The sequence below is a fragment of the uncultured Maribacter sp. genome (assembly GCF_947500405.1).
GTDB lineage: Bacteria > Bacteroidota > Bacteroidia > Flavobacteriales > Flavobacteriaceae > Maribacter_B.
In genome coordinates this window covers 207,453-224,350 of record NZ_CANMRY010000004.1, presented here as the reverse complement: position 1 = coordinate 224,350, position 16,898 = coordinate 207,453, and the positions used below count along the sequence as shown (strand labels likewise).

Annotated in this window: 20 protein-coding genes and 1 riboswitch; of the genes, 8 read left to right on the top strand and 12 right to left on the bottom strand. The window is 30.7% G+C overall.

Annotated elements, in window-relative coordinates; all coding sequences use genetic code 11:
• The 6 genes from thiE to thiS form a co-directional block, all read right to left on the bottom strand.
• Complete coding sequence (thiE, locus tag Q0945_RS07455; RefSeq protein WP_298503403.1) at positions 1-648, bottom strand: thiamine phosphate synthase; 648 nt, start codon at positions 646-648, stop codon at positions 1-3.
• A 28-nt stretch (positions 649-676) separates the two neighbouring features.
• On the bottom strand, positions 677-1,477 hold the full coding sequence (locus Q0945_RS07450; protein ID WP_299432861.1) for a hydroxymethylpyrimidine/phosphomethylpyrimidine kinase: 801 nt from the start codon (positions 1,475-1,477) through the stop codon (positions 677-679).
• 1 nt (position 1,478) lies between these two features.
• Positions 1,479-1,832 (bottom strand): four helix bundle protein, encoded by a 354-nt coding sequence (locus Q0945_RS07445; RefSeq protein WP_299432858.1) that lies wholly within the window; start codon positions 1,830-1,832, stop codon positions 1,479-1,481.
• Positions 1,833-1,960: 128 nt separating this feature from the next.
• A complete protein-coding gene (locus Q0945_RS07440) occupies positions 1,961-2,551 on the bottom strand; it encodes a thiamine phosphate synthase (RefSeq protein WP_299432855.1) in 591 nt (196 codons plus the stop codon).
• Between the two features lie 77 nt (positions 2,552-2,628).
• Positions 2,629-4,491 (bottom strand): phosphomethylpyrimidine synthase ThiC, encoded by a 1,863-nt coding sequence (gene thiC / locus Q0945_RS07435; RefSeq protein ID WP_299432852.1) that lies wholly within the window; start codon positions 4,489-4,491, stop codon positions 2,629-2,631.
• A gap of 99 nt (positions 4,492-4,590) precedes the next feature.
• Entirely contained in the window at positions 4,591-4,794 is a 204-nt protein-coding gene (gene thiS, locus Q0945_RS07430; protein ID WP_299432849.1) for a sulfur carrier protein ThiS, read from the bottom strand.
• Positions 4,795-4,902: 108 nt separating this feature from the next.
• Positions 4,903-4,999: riboswitch (TPP riboswitch) on the bottom strand.
• Positions 5,000-5,077: 78 nt separating this feature from the next.
• Here thiS and Q0945_RS07425 point away from each other — a divergent pair.
• The 6 genes from Q0945_RS07425 (at position 5,078) to Q0945_RS07400 (ending at position 10,811) form a co-directional block, all read left to right on the top strand.
• Positions 5,078-6,085 (top strand): glycosyltransferase family 2 protein, encoded by a 1,008-nt coding sequence (locus tag Q0945_RS07425; RefSeq protein WP_299432846.1) that lies wholly within the window; start codon positions 5,078-5,080, stop codon positions 6,083-6,085.
• Between the two features lie 28 nt (positions 6,086-6,113).
• The gene (locus Q0945_RS07420) at positions 6,114-8,075 is read left to right on the top strand and encodes a BatA domain-containing protein (protein ID WP_299432843.1); all 1,962 of its coding nucleotides are present in this window, start codon (positions 6,114-6,116) and stop codon (positions 8,073-8,075) included.
• Positions 8,076-8,127: 52 nt separating this feature from the next.
• Positions 8,128-9,381 (top strand): dihydroorotase, encoded by a 1,254-nt coding sequence (locus tag Q0945_RS07415; protein ID WP_299432840.1) that lies wholly within the window; start codon positions 8,128-8,130, stop codon positions 9,379-9,381.
• Between the two features lie 45 nt (positions 9,382-9,426).
• Positions 9,427-9,744 (top strand): DUF4870 domain-containing protein, encoded by a 318-nt coding sequence (locus Q0945_RS07410; protein ID WP_299432837.1) that lies wholly within the window; start codon positions 9,427-9,429, stop codon positions 9,742-9,744.
• Positions 9,745-9,835: 91 nt separating this feature from the next.
• Positions 9,836-10,150 carry a hypothetical protein gene (locus Q0945_RS07405; RefSeq protein WP_299432834.1) on the top strand — a complete coding sequence of 105 codons (315 nt, stop codon included), beginning with the start codon at positions 9,836-9,838 and terminating at the stop codon, positions 10,148-10,150.
• A 1-nt stretch (position 10,151) separates the two neighbouring features.
• Positions 10,152-10,811 carry an alpha/beta fold hydrolase gene (locus Q0945_RS07400; protein WP_299432831.1) on the top strand — a complete coding sequence of 220 codons (660 nt, stop codon included), beginning with the start codon at positions 10,152-10,154 and terminating at the stop codon, positions 10,809-10,811.
• On the opposite strand, the gene Q0945_RS07395 is transcribed toward Q0945_RS07400, so the two are convergent.
• Both Q0945_RS07395 and Q0945_RS07390 read right to left on the bottom strand, forming a co-directional pair.
• Positions 10,808-11,302 (bottom strand): hydrolase, encoded by a 495-nt coding sequence (locus Q0945_RS07395; RefSeq protein ID WP_299432828.1) that lies wholly within the window; start codon positions 11,300-11,302, stop codon positions 10,808-10,810. The two genes, Q0945_RS07400 and Q0945_RS07395, sit on opposite strands and share 4 nt — an antisense overlap.
• A 9-nt stretch (positions 11,303-11,311) precedes the next feature.
• Complete coding sequence (locus tag Q0945_RS07390) at positions 11,312-12,079, bottom strand: MBL fold metallo-hydrolase (protein WP_299432825.1); 768 nt, start codon at positions 12,077-12,079, stop codon at positions 11,312-11,314.
• A gap of 88 nt (positions 12,080-12,167) precedes the next feature.
• Between Q0945_RS07390 and Q0945_RS07385 the strand changes: the two genes are divergently transcribed.
• Positions 12,168-13,631: a TonB-dependent receptor gene (locus tag Q0945_RS07385; RefSeq protein WP_299432822.1), complete on the top strand. Its 1,464-nt coding sequence runs from the start codon at positions 12,168-12,170 to the stop codon at positions 13,629-13,631.
• 60 nt (positions 13,632-13,691) lie between these two features.
• Here Q0945_RS07385 and bcp read toward each other — a convergent pair whose 3' ends face one another.
• Positions 13,692-14,144: a thioredoxin-dependent thiol peroxidase gene (gene bcp, locus Q0945_RS07380; protein WP_299432819.1), complete on the bottom strand. Its 453-nt coding sequence runs from the start codon at positions 14,142-14,144 to the stop codon at positions 13,692-13,694.
• Positions 14,145-14,197: 53 nt separating this feature from the next.
• Between bcp and nth the strand changes: the two genes are divergently transcribed.
• Positions 14,198-14,863 (top strand): endonuclease III, encoded by a 666-nt coding sequence (gene nth / locus Q0945_RS07375; protein ID WP_299432815.1) that lies wholly within the window; start codon positions 14,198-14,200, stop codon positions 14,861-14,863.
• A 227-nt stretch (positions 14,864-15,090) separates the two neighbouring features.
• Here the strand turns inward: nth and Q0945_RS07370 are convergent, their stop codons facing one another.
• From Q0945_RS07370 to Q0945_RS07360, 3 genes are all read right to left on the bottom strand, one after another.
• Positions 15,091-15,672: a sigma-70 family RNA polymerase sigma factor gene (locus Q0945_RS07370; protein WP_299432812.1), complete on the bottom strand. Its 582-nt coding sequence runs from the start codon at positions 15,670-15,672 to the stop codon at positions 15,091-15,093.
• 340 nt (positions 15,673-16,012) lie between these two features.
• Entirely contained in the window at positions 16,013-16,156 is a 144-nt protein-coding gene (locus Q0945_RS07365) for a hypothetical protein (protein WP_170146734.1), read from the bottom strand.
• Between the two features lie 75 nt (positions 16,157-16,231).
• Positions 16,232-16,813, bottom strand: coding sequence for a sigma-70 family RNA polymerase sigma factor (locus tag Q0945_RS07360; RefSeq protein WP_299432808.1), 582 nt, complete (start codon positions 16,811-16,813; stop codon positions 16,232-16,234).
• Positions 16,814-16,898 lie beyond the last annotated feature (85 nt).

The following is a 16,898-nucleotide window of genomic DNA, read 5'->3' as shown; positions in this document are numbered from 1 at the left end:
TTATTTTTCAAAACTGTGGCGCTGCTCTAAAGCACTTCCTGTATTTAATAATTTATGAAACTCCCCTATTTTATTAAAATCTTGTGTAATCTCTCCTGATATTGCAATACCAGAAATTCCTGTTTCCAAAATTTCTTTTACATCATCAACTAAAATACCTCCAATTGCAATAATTGGTGTATTTGTTTTTAGCACATCTAAAATTCCTTGATATCCCAAAATTCCTAGTACAGGACTCAAATTTTTCTTTGTTGTTGTAAATCTATACGGTCCTAAACCTATATAATCTACTTCTTTTTCTATCAAAGCTTCGCAATCTTGTAAAGTGTTTGCTGTACCTCCAATAATCTGCCAAGAATATAAATGTTTTCTTGCTTCTTTAGGACAAGTATCTTCTTTACCTAAATGCACCCCATCTGCTTTTACTTTTTTAGCAATTTTATAATGGTCGTTTATTATTAAACGTGTTTGAAAATGCGACGTTATTTCTCTTGCCTGTTCTGCCGCTTTTAATATTTTTTTTTCTGAAACATTTTTTAGGCGTAATTGTACTAACTCTGCTCCAGATTGACAGGCTTTTTGTATGTTTTCTAGATGCTCTTTAACTGTAGCGCCTTGTGATATATAATGGAGTTTTGGTATAATCATGGTTATTTGAATATGAGAATTATGGGAGTTAAGAATTTGAATAGTTAAAACTGTTTTTGTAATTATGAACTCCTAACAAAGACTTATTACTATTTAAAAACGTTTCGGTATAGTATTTAGAGTTTTTTGAAGCATCCTCTAAGCTTTGCTCTAATAAAATATTACTTGCTAAAGCAGAAGATAAAACGCAACCGCTACCGTGTTTTTTCGAAATTTTTTCGGCTATTGGCGGTATATTTATCATTACAATTTTATTGTAGTACAGTACATCCCATCCTTTTTTATCGGTTCTATGTCCGCCTTTTAAATAGATGTTTGTTTTTTCTGAAATATGTTCAATAGTTGTTTCAATATCTTTTTCTGGATATAGCTGTTGAATTTCATCATAATTGGGTGTGATTAAAAAACATCGTTCCCAAATATTATCTAATAACTCTTGGCTTTCGGTTGAATGAAAATCAAAACCAGCTGTTGCATTAATTATAGGGTCTAGAACAATTTTTACTTCGGAATTTAAAGCGTGTAATTTATTGATTACGATTGATAATACATCCCAAGATTGAATGATGCCAATTTTAACTACTGAAATTTCAAAACGGTCAAACAGGGTTTCAATTTGAGCTAGAATCACTTCTACATCAGTCCAAATACATGCTTTAAAATCAATATCATTCTGAACGGTTATTGCGCTACAAACGGACAAGCCATACAAACCATGTGCTTCGAAAGTTTTAATATCTGAAGTTAAACCAGCTCCTCCCGAAGGATCGTGACCTGCTATAGTCAATATACAACTATCAATAAGCAATGAACAATTCTCTTTTTTCATGTTAGATATTGTTTTTAGATGAATTGATTATTTTGTATAATATTCTTAGAATTTCTTCAACTTTATCAAACAAATATGTAAACTCTTCTTTACTGATGTATTCTGTATCTTTTAATATTCGTAGCCAATATTTGGTTTCACGAGCTTCTTTATAGGCAATGGATAATTTATGAATAAAATCCTTTTTAGAAATTCCTCCAATAGCTTCTTCTGTATTAGCTCCTATTGAAGTTCCTGAGCGTAGTATTTGTTTAGATAAAACGTATTCTTTCTTTTCTGAAACTAATTTCTGAGAAAGTTTAACTATTGCAACTGCAAAGTCATAAGTCTTATATAAAATAACATTTTTACTCATAGTTAATTGTACATTGCTAATTGCTAATTGCTAATTGCTAATTGCTAATTGTTAATTGCTAATTGTTAATTGTTAATTGTTAATTGCTAATTGCTAATTATTAATTGTTCTTTGTCAATTGTACATTGTTAATTGATAAAGTGATTTTTCATTTGTTTAAAAACATTTATCGGGTCGCTACTATTCCAAATTCCTCCTAAAACACCAACACCTTTAAACCCTAGTTTATCAAATTCTACAAGGTTTTCAGTGGTAACTCCGCCCATACCAACAATCCTTTTATCGATGTGATTTACATTAAAACCGCGACCTTCATAACCTTGTTTTGAGATAGACGAAAACACCGGACTTAACAGATGATAATCGAATTCAAAATAACAGGTTTCTAAATCTTCAGGTTCGTGAAAGGACGAGCTTATGGTTTTACCAAACATGTTTAAACCTTTAAAGTACTGCCCAGGATTATCAATGTTATCTTTTCTTTTTTGCTCCTGAAAGTGAATGCCTTTTAAATTGAACTCATTTACCAATTCATGAAAATAATGCACTACAATTCTATTGTGATATTTTTTATTTATCTGATTTAAATAAGCGCAGTGTTCTTCGTAATTCTTATTTGGTTTCCTTAAATGATAATACTGCAAACCTTCTTGAAATAATTGATGTAGTATTTCAATTTCGTTGTAAACGTCGTTTTCTGGTGCTATTAAAACTATCATAATCTTAGCTCTTGGCTTTTAGCCCCTTGCTATTCGCTCTCTTTTTTATTCAAAAGCAAATAGCTAAAGGCTAACAACTATAAATATACCTCTGAACCTTTCTCTTTAAATTCTTTCGATTTTTCTTCCATTCCTTTTTGTAAGACTTCGTTATCATCCGAAATTTTATTTTCTGCAGCAAAGTCACGAACTTCTTGCGATATTTTCATAGAACAGAATTTTGGTCCACACATAGAGCAGAAATGTGCAATTTTAGCACCTGCAGCTGGCAAGGTTTCATCATGATACTCACGAGCGCGTTCTGGGTCTAACCCTAAATTGAACTGATCTTCCCAACGGAACTCAAAACGTGCCATACTTAAGGCATTATCTCTGTGCTGAGAACCTGGGTGTCCTTTTGCTAAATCAGCAGCATGTGCAGCTAATTTATAAGTAACTACTCCTACACGTACATCTTCTTTATTGGGTAAACCTAAGTGTTCTTTTGGTGTTACGTAACATAACATTGCACAACCATACCAACCAATCATGGCAGCTCCAATACCAGAAGTAATATGATCATAACCTGGAGCAATATCGGTTGTTAAAGGTCCTAATGTGTAAAAAGGTGCTTCATCGCAAACCTCGATTTGCTTTTCCATATTTTCTTTAATCATATGCATTGGCACGTGACCTGGTCCTTCTATAAAACATTGTACTTCGTGTTTACGAGCAATTTGCGTTAATTCTCCTAAAGTTTCTAATTCTGCAAACTGCGCTTCGTCATTAGCATCTGCAACCGAACCTGGACGTAAACCGTCTCCTAAAGAAAAGGCAACATCGTACGATTTTAAGATTTCACAAATCTCTTCAAAATGCGTGTATAAAAAACTTTCTTTGTGATGTGCTAAACACCATTTTGCCATAATAGATCCACCACGAGATACTATACCTGTTACACGTTTAGCTGTCATTGGTACATAACGTAATAAAACCCCAGCGTGAATGGTAAAGTAATCTACTCCTTGTTCTGCTTGTTCAATTAACGTATCACGAAAAATTTCCCATGTTAAATCTTCTGCAACTCCATTTACTTTTTCTAAGGCCTGATAAATTGGTACGGTACCAACTGGTACTGGAGAGTTACGAACAATCCACTCACGAGTTTCGTGAATGTTTTGTCCTGTAGATAAGTCCATGATATTATCTGCTCCCCAACGGCAAGCCCAAACTGCTTTTTCTACTTCTTCTTCTATAGAAGACGTAGTGGCAGAGTTTCCAATATTGGCATTAATTTTTACTAAGAAGTTACGACCTAAAATCATAGGTTCTGTTTCTGGGTGATTTATATTAGATGGTATTACTGCACGCCCTCTAGCTACTTCTTCACGAACAAATTCAGGTGTTATTTTTGCAGGAATTGATGCTCCAAAATGTTCTCCTGGATGTTGCTTTCTAATCTCCGTCATTTCATCAATACGCTGGTTTTCACGAATAGCAATATATTCCATTTCTGGAGTAATAATGCCTTTTTTTGCGTAATGTAATTGTGTTACATTTTGCCCTTTTTTAGCTCGTTTAGGTTTGTGTTTTAAGTCAAAACGCATGTGGTCCAAACTTTTATCTTTTAAACGCTCATTACAATATTTTGATGAAAAAGCATCCAATTCCTCTACGTCACCACGGTCTAAAATCCACTGCTCTCTAATTCTTTCAATTCCATTGTGTACATTAATCTCTTTATTAGGATCTGTATAAGGCCCGGAAGTATCATATACAGTAACTGGCTCGTTTGGTGTTTTCTTTTTCGTCATCGAATCAACTGTATCACTCAATTCAATTTCGCGCATTGCTACCTTAATTTGAGGATGTATTTTTCCTTGTACGTAAATTTTTTTAGAATTTGGAAAAGGATTTCTCGTAATTTGACCTTCTTTTGGTGCTGTGTCTTTACTTTTCATTTTGTTTAAGCTATTAGCAATTGGCTTTTGGCCGTTAGTAATTAGATATTTGGTTTTATAGTATTGCTAATGGCTAACAGCCAAAAGCTAATAACTATCTTATCCGCCTTGAGCGGCCTGAATTATTAAAATTTTATTGTTAGGATTTAAAAGATGGGTTTCCCAGGAAGAATTAGGAACAACAGTATCATCTATTGCTACGGCAACACCTTGTGTTGGAGATTTTAATTCCTTTAAAAGGTCTAAAACATTGCTATTCTCTCGCATTTTTAACGGAGAATCATTTACATAAATAGTAATCATATACAGTATATTTAAATATGCTGTAAATTATAAAGGCTTAAGATTTCTTTGAAAAAAACACAAAAAGAACAAATGTGCTTTATGAAAAGGTTGTAAATGTATATTGCAATACACTTTTCAACTTTTCCCTTCGGCGGTACTAACCGCATCAGGTTCAAAGGGTATGTCTCAGTTCCTAAAAATAGGAACACCCCTAAAGTTTACTCTGTAAATGTAGCAAATTATCCAAAACAAGATTACAAAATTCTATAATTTTATTTTTCCTTTTAATTACCTTGCACCCATGCAAAACGCTTTAGTAAGTATTCTTATACCTGTAAAAAACACCGAGACATTTTTAAAAGAATGTATAGACTCTATAGTAGAACAAGAATATAAAAACTGGGAAGTTTTAGCTGTTGACGATACATCAACCGATTCTAGTTTAGCTATTTTAAAGAGCTTTTCAGAGAAATATACTAGAATAAAGGTATACTCTAATTCTGGCACAGGAATCATAGATGCTTTACGTTTGGCTTACGCAAAAAGTAATGGGAAATTTATAACAAGAATGGATTCTGATGACATAATGCCCATTAATAAATTATCTATTCTAGTAAATAATTTAATAGAAAATGGCAAGGGGCATGTAGCAACAGGAAAAGTAAACTACTTTGCAAAGGAAGGCATTAGCAACGGTTATGCGCGTTATGAGAAATGGCTAAACGGGCTAACCGAAAATGGAACTAATTTTAAAGAAATTTACAAAGAATGTGTTATTCCATCTCCTTGTTGGATGGTTTATAAAGAAGATTTTGAGGATTGCGGTGCTTTTTTTTCTAATAGATATCCAGAAGATTATGACCTAACATTCAGATTTTATGAAAAAGGGTTAAAGGTTATTCCTTGTTCAGAAATGCTTCATTATTGGAGAGATTATACTACACGTACCTCTAGAACTAGTGAACACTATGCGGCTAATTATTTTATAGACTTAAAAATGCATTATTTTCTGGAGTTAGATTTTAATCCAAACAGACCATTAGCGTTATGGGGAGCAGGCAATAAAGGAAAAGAAATTGCAAAAATCCTATATAAAAAAGGAGTTGCCTTTACTTGGCACTGTGATAATCCAAAAAAAATAGGAAAAGAAATTTATAACAAGATATTAGAACATTTTAATTCTATTTCTGATTTACAAAATCCGCAATGCATAATCACCGTTGCAAACGAAAAAGAGCAACTGAAAATTAAAAGTTTCTTTAAAGAAAAAAACAAACGACAGGGAAAAGATTATTTTATCTTTTGTTAGAATATTTCTTAAATAAAAAAAGAAACTTATGCTTATTTTTTTAAGTATCTTTGGGAAATTAATAAGAGGTATGCAGTTTAAATATCCAGAACTTCTTTGGGGGCTTTTTCTACTAGTTATCCCTATTATTATTCATCTTTTTCAGCTTAGAAAATTTAAGAAAACACCTTTTACTAATGTAAAACTTTTACAAGAAGTTATTTCTGAATCCAGAAAAAGTAGTTCTATAAAAAAGTGGCTACTATTGTTAAGTAGATTAGGAATTATTGCAGCATTAATACTTGCTTTTGCGCAACCATTTTTTGCTAACAAATCGGCTTTAGTAACTAAAGAAACTGTAATTTACATAGATAATTCTTTTAGTATGCAAGCGCCTACAGAAAATGGAACTTTATTAACTTCTAGTATTCAAGAATTATTGAAAACCTCTCCAAAAAATGAAAAAACAAGTCTTTTTACAAACAACAAAGTATTTAAAAATGTAGCTATTAAAGAAATTCAGAACGAATTGCTTTCTCTGGAGCATAGTACCACTCAATTACCTTTAGATGCTATTTTATTAAAAGCTAAGACACTTTTTTCTGATAACCCCTCCTCTATTAAAAACACTATACTAATTTCTGATTTTCAAGAAAGTAAGAGCTCTATAGTACTAGATAGTTTACAAAAAAACAACACCAATTTTATTGTTAAAAGACCAAGTAGCATAACTAATATTAGTATAGATTCTCTTTTCCTAAAAGAAGTAAAAGATGAAAACATAAATATTGTAGCAAATTTAACTAGCAGTACAGCTATTAAAAGTACACCAGTTTCTCTTTATAACAAGGATAAACTTATAGCTAAAACCGCAGCCGTTTTTAATAATAACAAAAAAGCAAACGTAACTTTTACCATCCCAAAAAACGAAACTATACATGGGAAGCTACATATTATAGATAATGGGTTTAAATACGATAACACCTTATATTTTAACCTAGATATTGAGCCTAAAATAAAAGTGCTAGCAATAGGGAAAAAAAATTCTTTCCTTAATAGAATATATACCAAAGACAAATTTAGTTTTAAAACCTACAGTTTAAAAAATCTTAATTATAGTTTATTGCAAAAACAAAATACTATAATTCTTAATGAGTTGCCTACTATTCCTAATTCGTTAACTACTGCTTTACATTCGTTTACAAAAGAAGGAGGTACACTAATTATTATTCCAGACATTACTATTGATGCAAATTCATATAAAACGTTAACAACATATTATAATAATAGTAGTTTACAAAAAAACATAAACAAAGAGCAAAAAATAACAAACATTACTTTTAGTCATCCAATATATAGTAATGTATTTGAGAAAAAAGTTACTAATTTCCAAAACCCAATTACTAAAACTAATTATACTTTAAACACCAATGCTCCTGCGGTGTTATCCTATCAAAACAATGCAGCATTTTTAATAGGTACTAAAGGGTTTTATCTTTTTTCTGCTTCTCTTTCTACAGAGAATTCTAACTTTAAAAATTCGCCCTTAATTGTTCCTACCTTTTATTCCATGGCTGCACAAAGCTTAAAATTGCCGCAATTGTATACACAACTAGGAGCTAATACAACTATAGATTTAAATGTTTCCTTAGGAAGAGACCAAATTTTAACGGTTAAAAAAGGAGAATATCAATTTATACCAAGACAAGAATCTTTTGTTAATAAAGTAAGTTTATCCTTTTTTGACAACCCTACGAAAGATGGTATTTATCAAGTAAATAATAAAGAAAATACAATACAAAATATAAGTTTTAATTATACTCGTTCCGAAAGTAATTTAAACTATGTACCAATAGAAAATTTGAATGCAAAAAGTGTTGGAACAAGTATAGAAAATCTTTTTACAGAAATGCAAAAAGACAACTCTATAAATGCCCTTTGGAAATGGTTTATTATTTTAGCGTTACTTTTTATATTTCTTGAAATACTATTTCAAAAAATTTTAAAGTAAGCATTATACTTTATACACTAAAGAATACCTATAAAAAGAAAAGTACCTTATTATGAATATACTTTTAAAATCTGCCACAATAGTCGATAGTTCTAACAAAGGACTTCATCTTAAAAAAAGAGATATTCTAATAAAAAATGGAAACATAAGCTCTATAGCTTCTAAAATAGATACTCTGGCAAATACAAAAGAAATAAAATTAAAAAACTTACATGTATCTATTGGTTGGTTTGATAGTAGTGTAAGCTTTGGAGAGCCAGGTTATGAAGAAAGAGAAACTATTGCAAATGGAATAGCAACTGCTGCCAAAAGTGGTTTTACAGACATTATTTTAAACCCTAGCTCTACTCCTGTTCCAGATACTAGTTCTGATATTGTTTTCTTAAAAAATGCAGAACAAAATAAAGGAGTAAACTTATACCCTTTAGGATGCTTAACAAATGATGCAAAGGGAGAATCTTTAGCAGAATTGTTTGACATGAAAAATGCGGGTGCAGTTGGTTTTTATGATACAAAACAATCAATAGATAACCCTAATCTTTTAAAAATTGCTTTACAGTATACCGAAAGTTTTAAAGGGCTAGTATACTCTTATCCTTTAGACAAAAAAATAGCAGGAAAAGGCATTGTAAACGAAGGAGCCGTAAGTACAAGGTTAGGATTAAAAGGTATTCCTGCTCTGGCAGAAGAACTACAAATAGTAAGAGATTTATTTATATTAGAATATGCTGGAGGCAAACTACACGTACCAACAATATCTACAGCAAATGGAGTAAAACTAATAGCCAATGCAAAAAAGAAAGGACTTAATGTAAGCTGTAGTGTTGCTATACATAATCTAATTTTTGACGATACTGTTTTACATGATTTTGATAGTAATTACAAAGTAATGCCACCTTTACGAACCAGTAAAGACTGTAAAGCTTTAATAAAAGGAGTTAAAGACGGAGTCATCGATTTTGTGACATCGGATCATACGCCTATAAACATTGAAAATAAGAAAGTAGAGTTTGATAATGCAGACTATGGCACTATTGGCTTAGAAAGTGCTTTTGGTTCTCTTACTCCTCTTTTTGGATTAGAAAAAACTATTGAAATTTTAACAAAAGGAAGAGAACGATATGGTTTAGAGACTCCTAAAATTAAAGAAGGAGAAAAAGCATCTATAACTCTTTTTAATCCTGAAGAAACTTTTAGTTTTAAAAAAGAGAACATTGTTTCTACTAGTAAAAATTCTGCCTTTATAGAAAAAGAACTTAGAGGAAAAGTATATGGTATTATAACTAATAATGAAATTCTTTTTTAACTATCTTTAGGATATTATTATAACTACTACTAAAAACTAAATAAAATGGATCAGAGCATAAAAGAACAAGGAAAAACAATGGCTATAATAAGCTATATTACTGTTATTGGATTATTAATTGCATATTTTAGTACCAGGGGCGATAAAGAAAATGAATTTGTTTCTTTTCATATAGGGCAATCTTTAAGAGTGTTTATCCTAGGGATAATAATTTCTGTTTCAATGGGTATTATAATATCTGTTACAGGGCTTTCTATACTAAAATTTTTATCCTATGCGCCATTAGTTTTTATGGTATTAGGCGTAATGAATGCTAATAGCTTAAAAGATGAAAAATTGCCTATTATTGGTAATATTGGATAATAACGTATTTTATTTTAAGGAATAACAAAAGGAGGCGCAATTTGCACCTCTTTTTTAGTTTCAAAATGTATAACTTGCAAAAAATTTTAGAATGCCTGAAGGAAAAACTACAGCAATAACAGCATACTTTACTATTGTAGGTGCTTTAATAGCAATTACTATGAATTTAGAGCCAAAGCATGATTATGCTAGGTTTCATACTAGACAAGCTTTTGGTTTACATATTACTTTTTTAGGCTTTGCTTTATTTTTAAGCCAATGGTTTAATGCGTATGCATGGTATGGCTTATACATTTTTTATGTTGTTTTATGGGGTTATGGATTTATAGGTGCCATTACAGATAAAAAACAGTCGGTTCCTGTGTTAGGTCCTTTATTTCAAAAATGGTTTACTTTTATTCAATAATATGACAACTGCACCACTTTCTTTAGAACATCTTATAAAACCATCTACAAAAACAACAGAAAAAATCCCAGTACTTTTTATGTTTCATGGTTATGGTAGTAATGAGGAGGATTTATTTTCTTTTGCTCCTGAATTACCAGAAGAACTTTGCATAATATCGGTAAGAGCTCCTTACCCTATGCAACCACAAGGTAATGCTTGGTATGCTATTAATTTTGATGCGGAAAAAGGAAAATGGAGTGATGATGAACAAGCCTTAGTATCTAGAGATAAAATAATTGTTTTTATAGAGGAAGCATGTACCGCATACAACTTAGATAAAGATAATGTAACCTTATTAGGTTTTAGTCAAGGTACTATTCTTAGTTATGCCGTTGCCTTATCTTACCCAGAAAAAATTAAAAATGTAATAGCTTTAAGTGGCTACATTAACGAAGCCATTTTAAAAGAAGATTATACAAAAAAATCACATGCTTCTTTAAGTATATATGCTTCTCATGGCTCTGTAGATCAAGTAATTCCTGTGGACTGGGCACAAAGATCGGCTCCTTTTCTTTCCAATTTAGGAATAGAACATTTATATGAAGAATTTCCTGTTGGGCATGGTGTTGCGCCACAGAATTTTTACTCCTTTAAAAAATGGTTAGAAGATAAAATTTAATTACTACGGGTATATAAAAGATGGTCTACAAGAGAAAAATCTACTCCTAAATCGTCCTTAAGCTCATATTTAATTAGAACTTCTCCCCAATATTTGCCATCAGAGAAATCGGCAATAATCCATTTGTGATTTAAGATTTTAATCTTATTTATCTTAAAATCGTTCTCCATACCTTCATAAGGTATTAAAGGGTTATTTCCTTTTGTTTCATTTGTTTCTAATAATTTATCCGAAATGTAACGCGTGGCATCTTTAAGCTTTAAGTGATCATAATACGCTAAAGCATCATCATTATTTTCTAAAGAAAAATATTGCATTTCTAACGCCTTAAGCTCAGTACTCTGTACAGAATCTTGTAATTGAATTACTTTATTCTCTAATCCTAAAATTCGTTTTTCTTTGGCATCTACCATAGATCCCCCGCTAACAAAAAGATATAATGCTATTAAAGATGCAAAAATAAATAGGTAAAGAAAAAGTTTATTTTTCATGAATTTTTTTTATTGTATTGTTATAGTAAGGTTATCGTATGCCAAATGTACGTTTTCTGGCAATTTTTTCTCCACATCGTCATGAAAACCTAAAAGATGACTAATATGCGTAAAATAAGTTTTCTGTGGTTGTACTTTTTCTACAAAAGCCAAAGCCTCTTCTAAATTAAAATGAGAATGGTGCGGTTCTTCTCTAAGTGCATTAATCACTAATACTGTTGAACCTTTTATTTTTTCTATTTCTTCTTCTGCAACATACTTAACATCAGTTAAATAAGTAAAGCCTAGAAATCTATAACCAAAAACTTGTAAATTATTATGGTCCCCTTCTATTGGTATTACTTTTATATTTCCTAGCAGTATATTTTTATTATTTATAACTTCAGTAGCAGTAACAGCTGGAGCGCCAGGATATCTATTTTCTTGTGCAAAAATATAATCAAACCTTTTTTTTAAAGATTTTAAAACCCTTCTATGCCCATAAATAGAAATATCTCCTTGTCTAAAGAAAAAAGGTCTAATATCATCTATACCCGCAGTATGATCGGCATGCTCATGCGTAAATAAAACTCCGTCTAATTTAGATATAGGATTTGCAAGCATTTGTTGTCTAAAATCTGGGCCACAATCTATTACATAATTATAATTTTCCCAGCTAATTAAAACAGATACTCTAAGTCTTTTATCTTTTGGATTACTGCTTAAACATACAGGATGCGTACTCCCAATAACTGGGATTCCTTGCGATGTTCCTGTTCCCAAAAAAGTAATTTTCAAACTATAATTATTTTCTTTCAAATTTATAACATAAATATTTAATTGATTGCGCAAACTTTCTAACTTTGTGAAAATTAAATTTCAAAAAATGGCTTCAGTTCTTAAAAAGGATAATAATGTATTTGAAAACATTCCTTCCATAAAAGCAAAAACCTTGCGTATAAACCTTAATCCAGATATTTACGGAACTTTTGCTGAAATTGGTGCGGGTCAGGAGACTGCAAGGCATTTTTTTAGATCAGGCGGCGCATCTGGTACAATTGCAAAAGCAATGAGTGCCTATGACAAAGATTTTAGTGATGCTATTTATGGTGTAGAAAATGATGGACGCTACGTATCTCAAGCGCGCTTAAAAACAATGCTAGATTATGAAATGCAATTAATGGAAGAGCGTATTAGTAGGGAAAACCATCCCGATCGTCTGTTTTTCTCTTATGCAAATACTGTTGCAACTATTGATTTTTCTAAGCGTTATAAAGGTCATGGTTGGATTGGTATTCGTTTTCAACTAGACCCAAAACAAAAAGAATTAGACGAAATTATTTTACATGTTCGTTTTAAACAAAATGAAGCTCGCTTACAACAAGAAACTTTAGGTATTCTTGGTGTTAACTTAATATATGGTGCCTTTTATAAATACCACAACCCAAAAAAATTATTACAATATCTATACGATCATATAGATAAGGATACTGTTGAAATTGATATGATTAATTTCTCTGGCCCAAATTTTAAAAAAGTAGATAATCGCTTAATGAGTTTAAGACTTATTAAGAATGATATGACAGATGCTGTTATGTTTGGCCCTGATGGTAATAATTTATTACCTGCAGCTGTTTTATATAAAAAGAACATTCTAGCACTTAGGGGTAGTTTTAGGCCAGTAACGAAGGTTAATGAAGATATGTTTAAAAAATCGTATGATATTTTTATACGAGATAAAATGGTGGAAGAAGAAAAAACCATTGTTATTTTTGAAATAACCCTATCTAACTTAAAAGCTTCTGGAGAAATTGATGAACAAGATTTTATGGATAGAGCTCAATTACTTTGTTCTTTAGGGCACACAGTTATGATTTCTAAGTTCCAAGAATACTACAAACTTGTAGAATATTTTAATAATTATACTAAAGCTAGAATTGGCCTTACTATGGGGGTTAATAATTTAGTAGACATCTTTGATGAAAAATATTATAGACATTTAAGCGGTGGTATTTTAGAAGCTTTTGGTAAATTATTCTTTAAAGATTTACAAGTTTACTTATACCCAATGAAAAACACAGAAACTGGGCAGATAATGACTAGTAACAACGTTAAAGTACACCCAAGAATGAAAGAACTTTATAAGTTCTTTAAATATAACGGAAAGGTTATGGACATTTTTGATTACGACCCAGAAATTATGCATATTTTTTCTAGAGATGTTCTTAAAAAAATCACAAACAATGAAGAAGGATGGGAAGAAATGATACCAAAAGGTCTTGCCGAAATGATTAAAGAAAAGCAACTTTTCGTAAGAAAAATAGATGAAATAGTAGCTAAGAAAAAATAATTTTTTTGTAAAAAAACTTATGAAAAAGGCATCAGGAGTAAAATCTGATGCCTTTTTTTGTTATTCTAGAAGTTGTGCTGCATGGTCCTTAGTTTTTACTTTATCTATAACTAAAGTTACAATACCGTCTTCATCTACCTTAAAGGTTTTTCTATGAATACCGTCATACTCTCTACCCATAAACTTTTTTAACCCCCAAACACCAAATGCATTAATTACAGTATGATCTTCATCTGCAAGTAACGGAAAAGGAAAATTATATTTCTCTTTAAATTTGGCTTGCCTTTTTTCAGAGTCTGCACTAACACCAAGTAAACTATAGCCTTTCGCTTGTAATTCTGCATAATTATCTCTTAAATTACATGCTTCTGCAGTACAACCAGGGGTACTAGCTTTAGGGTAAAAAAATACAATAATTTTTTTTCCTTTATAGTCCGATAGGCTAACCGTATTACCATCTTGGTCTTTAACAGAAAAATCTGGAACTTTATCTCCTACTTTTAATGTTTTCATATATAATTTTATTTAGTTTTATAGTTCTATTTCTGTATAAAAATAAACCAAATATGACAATAAAGGAAAAGGTTTCGTTTGTAATTAGAACACTTAAAGAATTATACCCTACTATTCCTATACCGCTAGATCATAAAGACCCTTATACCCTACTAATTGCAGTACTCATGTCTGCCCAAAGTACAGATATTAGGGTAAACAAAATAACGCCTTTACTTTTTGCAAAAGCCGACAATCCTTATGATATGATAAAATTATCTGTTGAGGAAATAAGAGAAATTATTAAACCCGTAGGCCTCTCCCCTATGAAAGCTAAAGGTATTTACGGTCTTTCTAAAATGCTAGTAGAAAACCATAATGGCATTGTTCCTAAAGAAATAGAAATTTTAGAAACTTTTCCTGCTGTTGGTCATAAAACTGCAAGTGTAGTAGTTTCTCAAGCATTTGGAATTCCTGCATTTCCTGTAGATACTCATATACACAGATTAATGTATAGGTGGGGATTTACTAATGGTAAAAATGTAGTGCAGACAGAGAAAGATGCTAAAAGATTATTTCCAAAAGAATTATGGAATGATCTGCATTTGCAAATAATTTGGTATGGTCGTGATTATAGTCCTGCTAGAGGATGGGACTTGGAAAAAGATGTAATTACAAAAACTATTGGAAGAAAAACAGTCTTAAACTATTATTATAAAAGTAAAAAAGCCCGTAAATAACGGGCTTTATATGTTAGTTTAATAAGATATTGAATTTCATATCATTACATTTTACCGTATAAAGTGCTCTAGAATAACTTATTAGAAATTCTATAGTTTCTGTACTTGCCTTTACCGGACTGAATTTTTTTTGGTACTCGAAGTAAATTTTTTCCATATTTCTAATGTTGTTATACAGAGATAACGGCACTAAATTAGAAATATTGTTTACCTAGTCTAAAGTAATTTTAACTTGTAAGTACTATATTGTTCTTTTCTATAATTTTTCTAAGGTTAATTAATGCATAACGCATTCTTCCTAAAGCAGTGTTTATGCTTACTCCTGTGTTTTCTGAAATTTCTTTAAAGCTCATATCCTTATAAATGCGCATTAATAAAACTTCTTTCTGATCATCTGGTAATTCTTCTACTAATACTCTTAAGTCAGAGTTTACTTGATCTTTAATTAATTGCTTTTCTGCATTTAATTTATCATCACCAATAACAGAAAAGATATTAAAATCATCACTCCCCTCAAACATTGGCATTCTTTTGTTCTTTCTAAAGTGATCTATAATTAAGTTATGAGAAATACGCATAACCCATGGTAAAAATTTACCTTCTTCACTATATCTACCTTTTTTTAAAGTCTTTATAACTTTAATAAATGTGTCTTGAAAAATATCTTCAGTTACATCTCTATCTAATACTTTAGAATAGATAAAACTAGTAATACGTTGGTTGTGTCTGTTGATTAATATTTCTAACGCTTTTTCATCACCGCTAATATAATCTCTTACTAATTCTGAATCTTCAATTTGTACTGACATATGATTTTTTTTAATTTTTAAGATCAGGGGGCTTTTCTTAGTTATATGGTTATTTTATTTGTTTAATAAAAAATCAACATGATTTCTTAATTACAGTCTAAAACTATATAAAACATAGGCCTTCATAAAAAGTATGTTGTAAAACCCCTACTTTTTGATGTGAAAGTGCTGTTTTCTATTTTTTACACAATATTTTAACATATATATAGTTGCCAAAAAAGAATTGCTACTAACTATGCAGGGCAACATTATACTCTTTAAATAATATAGGAAAGTAGTAAACACAAAAAAGCCATTAAGAAATAATCTTAATGGCTTTTAATATATATTGTAATGGTACCTAGTTTAGGTTACTCTCAAATTTTATTCCTTTAGCTTCTGTAACTTTTAAAGACTTTGAATAGTTTAATAAAAACTGAATCGTTTCAGGTTGTGCCTTTATAAGTTCACATTCTTTTTGTGCTTTAGTGTAAATTTTTTCCATAGTACTTTTGATTTTGTTTCAATAGTAGAACGCCTTCATTGCACAAAGTAATAAAACTAGTCGACCTTTTACCTATTAATTCGTTAAAACAATATTATGTTCTTCAATTATCTTTCTAAGGTTAATTAATGCATAGCGCATTCTTCCTAAAGCTGTATTAATACTTACGCCCGTATTATCAGATATTTCTTTAAAACTCATATCCTTATATATACGCATTTCTAAAACTTCTTGTTGATCTTTAGGTAACTCCTTAATTAATTGAGAAAGTTCAGAATTAATTTGGTCTTTTATAAGTTGCTTTTCAATGTTTAGCTTATCATCACCAATCATAGAAAAAATACTAAAACTATCAGAACCATCAAACTTTGGCATTCTATTCGTTTTTCTAAAATGATCTATTATTAAATTATGCGCAATACGCATGACCCATGGTAAAAATTTACCTTCTTCATTATAAGTTCCTCTTTTAAGGGTTCTTATAACTTTCATAAAAGTATCTTGAAAAATATCTTCGGTTACTTCACGGTCACCGACCTTGGAATAAATAAAGCCATTAATACGTTTGTTATGCTTATTAATAAGAGCTTCCAAAGCTCTTTCATCGCCATCTATAAATTGCTTTACTAATATAGAATCGTTAATCTGTAGTTCCATAGAGATTTACTTTTTAGGGTTAAAATTGGGGGCCTTTTCATATGAAAAGGTCTTGTGGGTACTATTCTAACTTTAAAAAGTAATC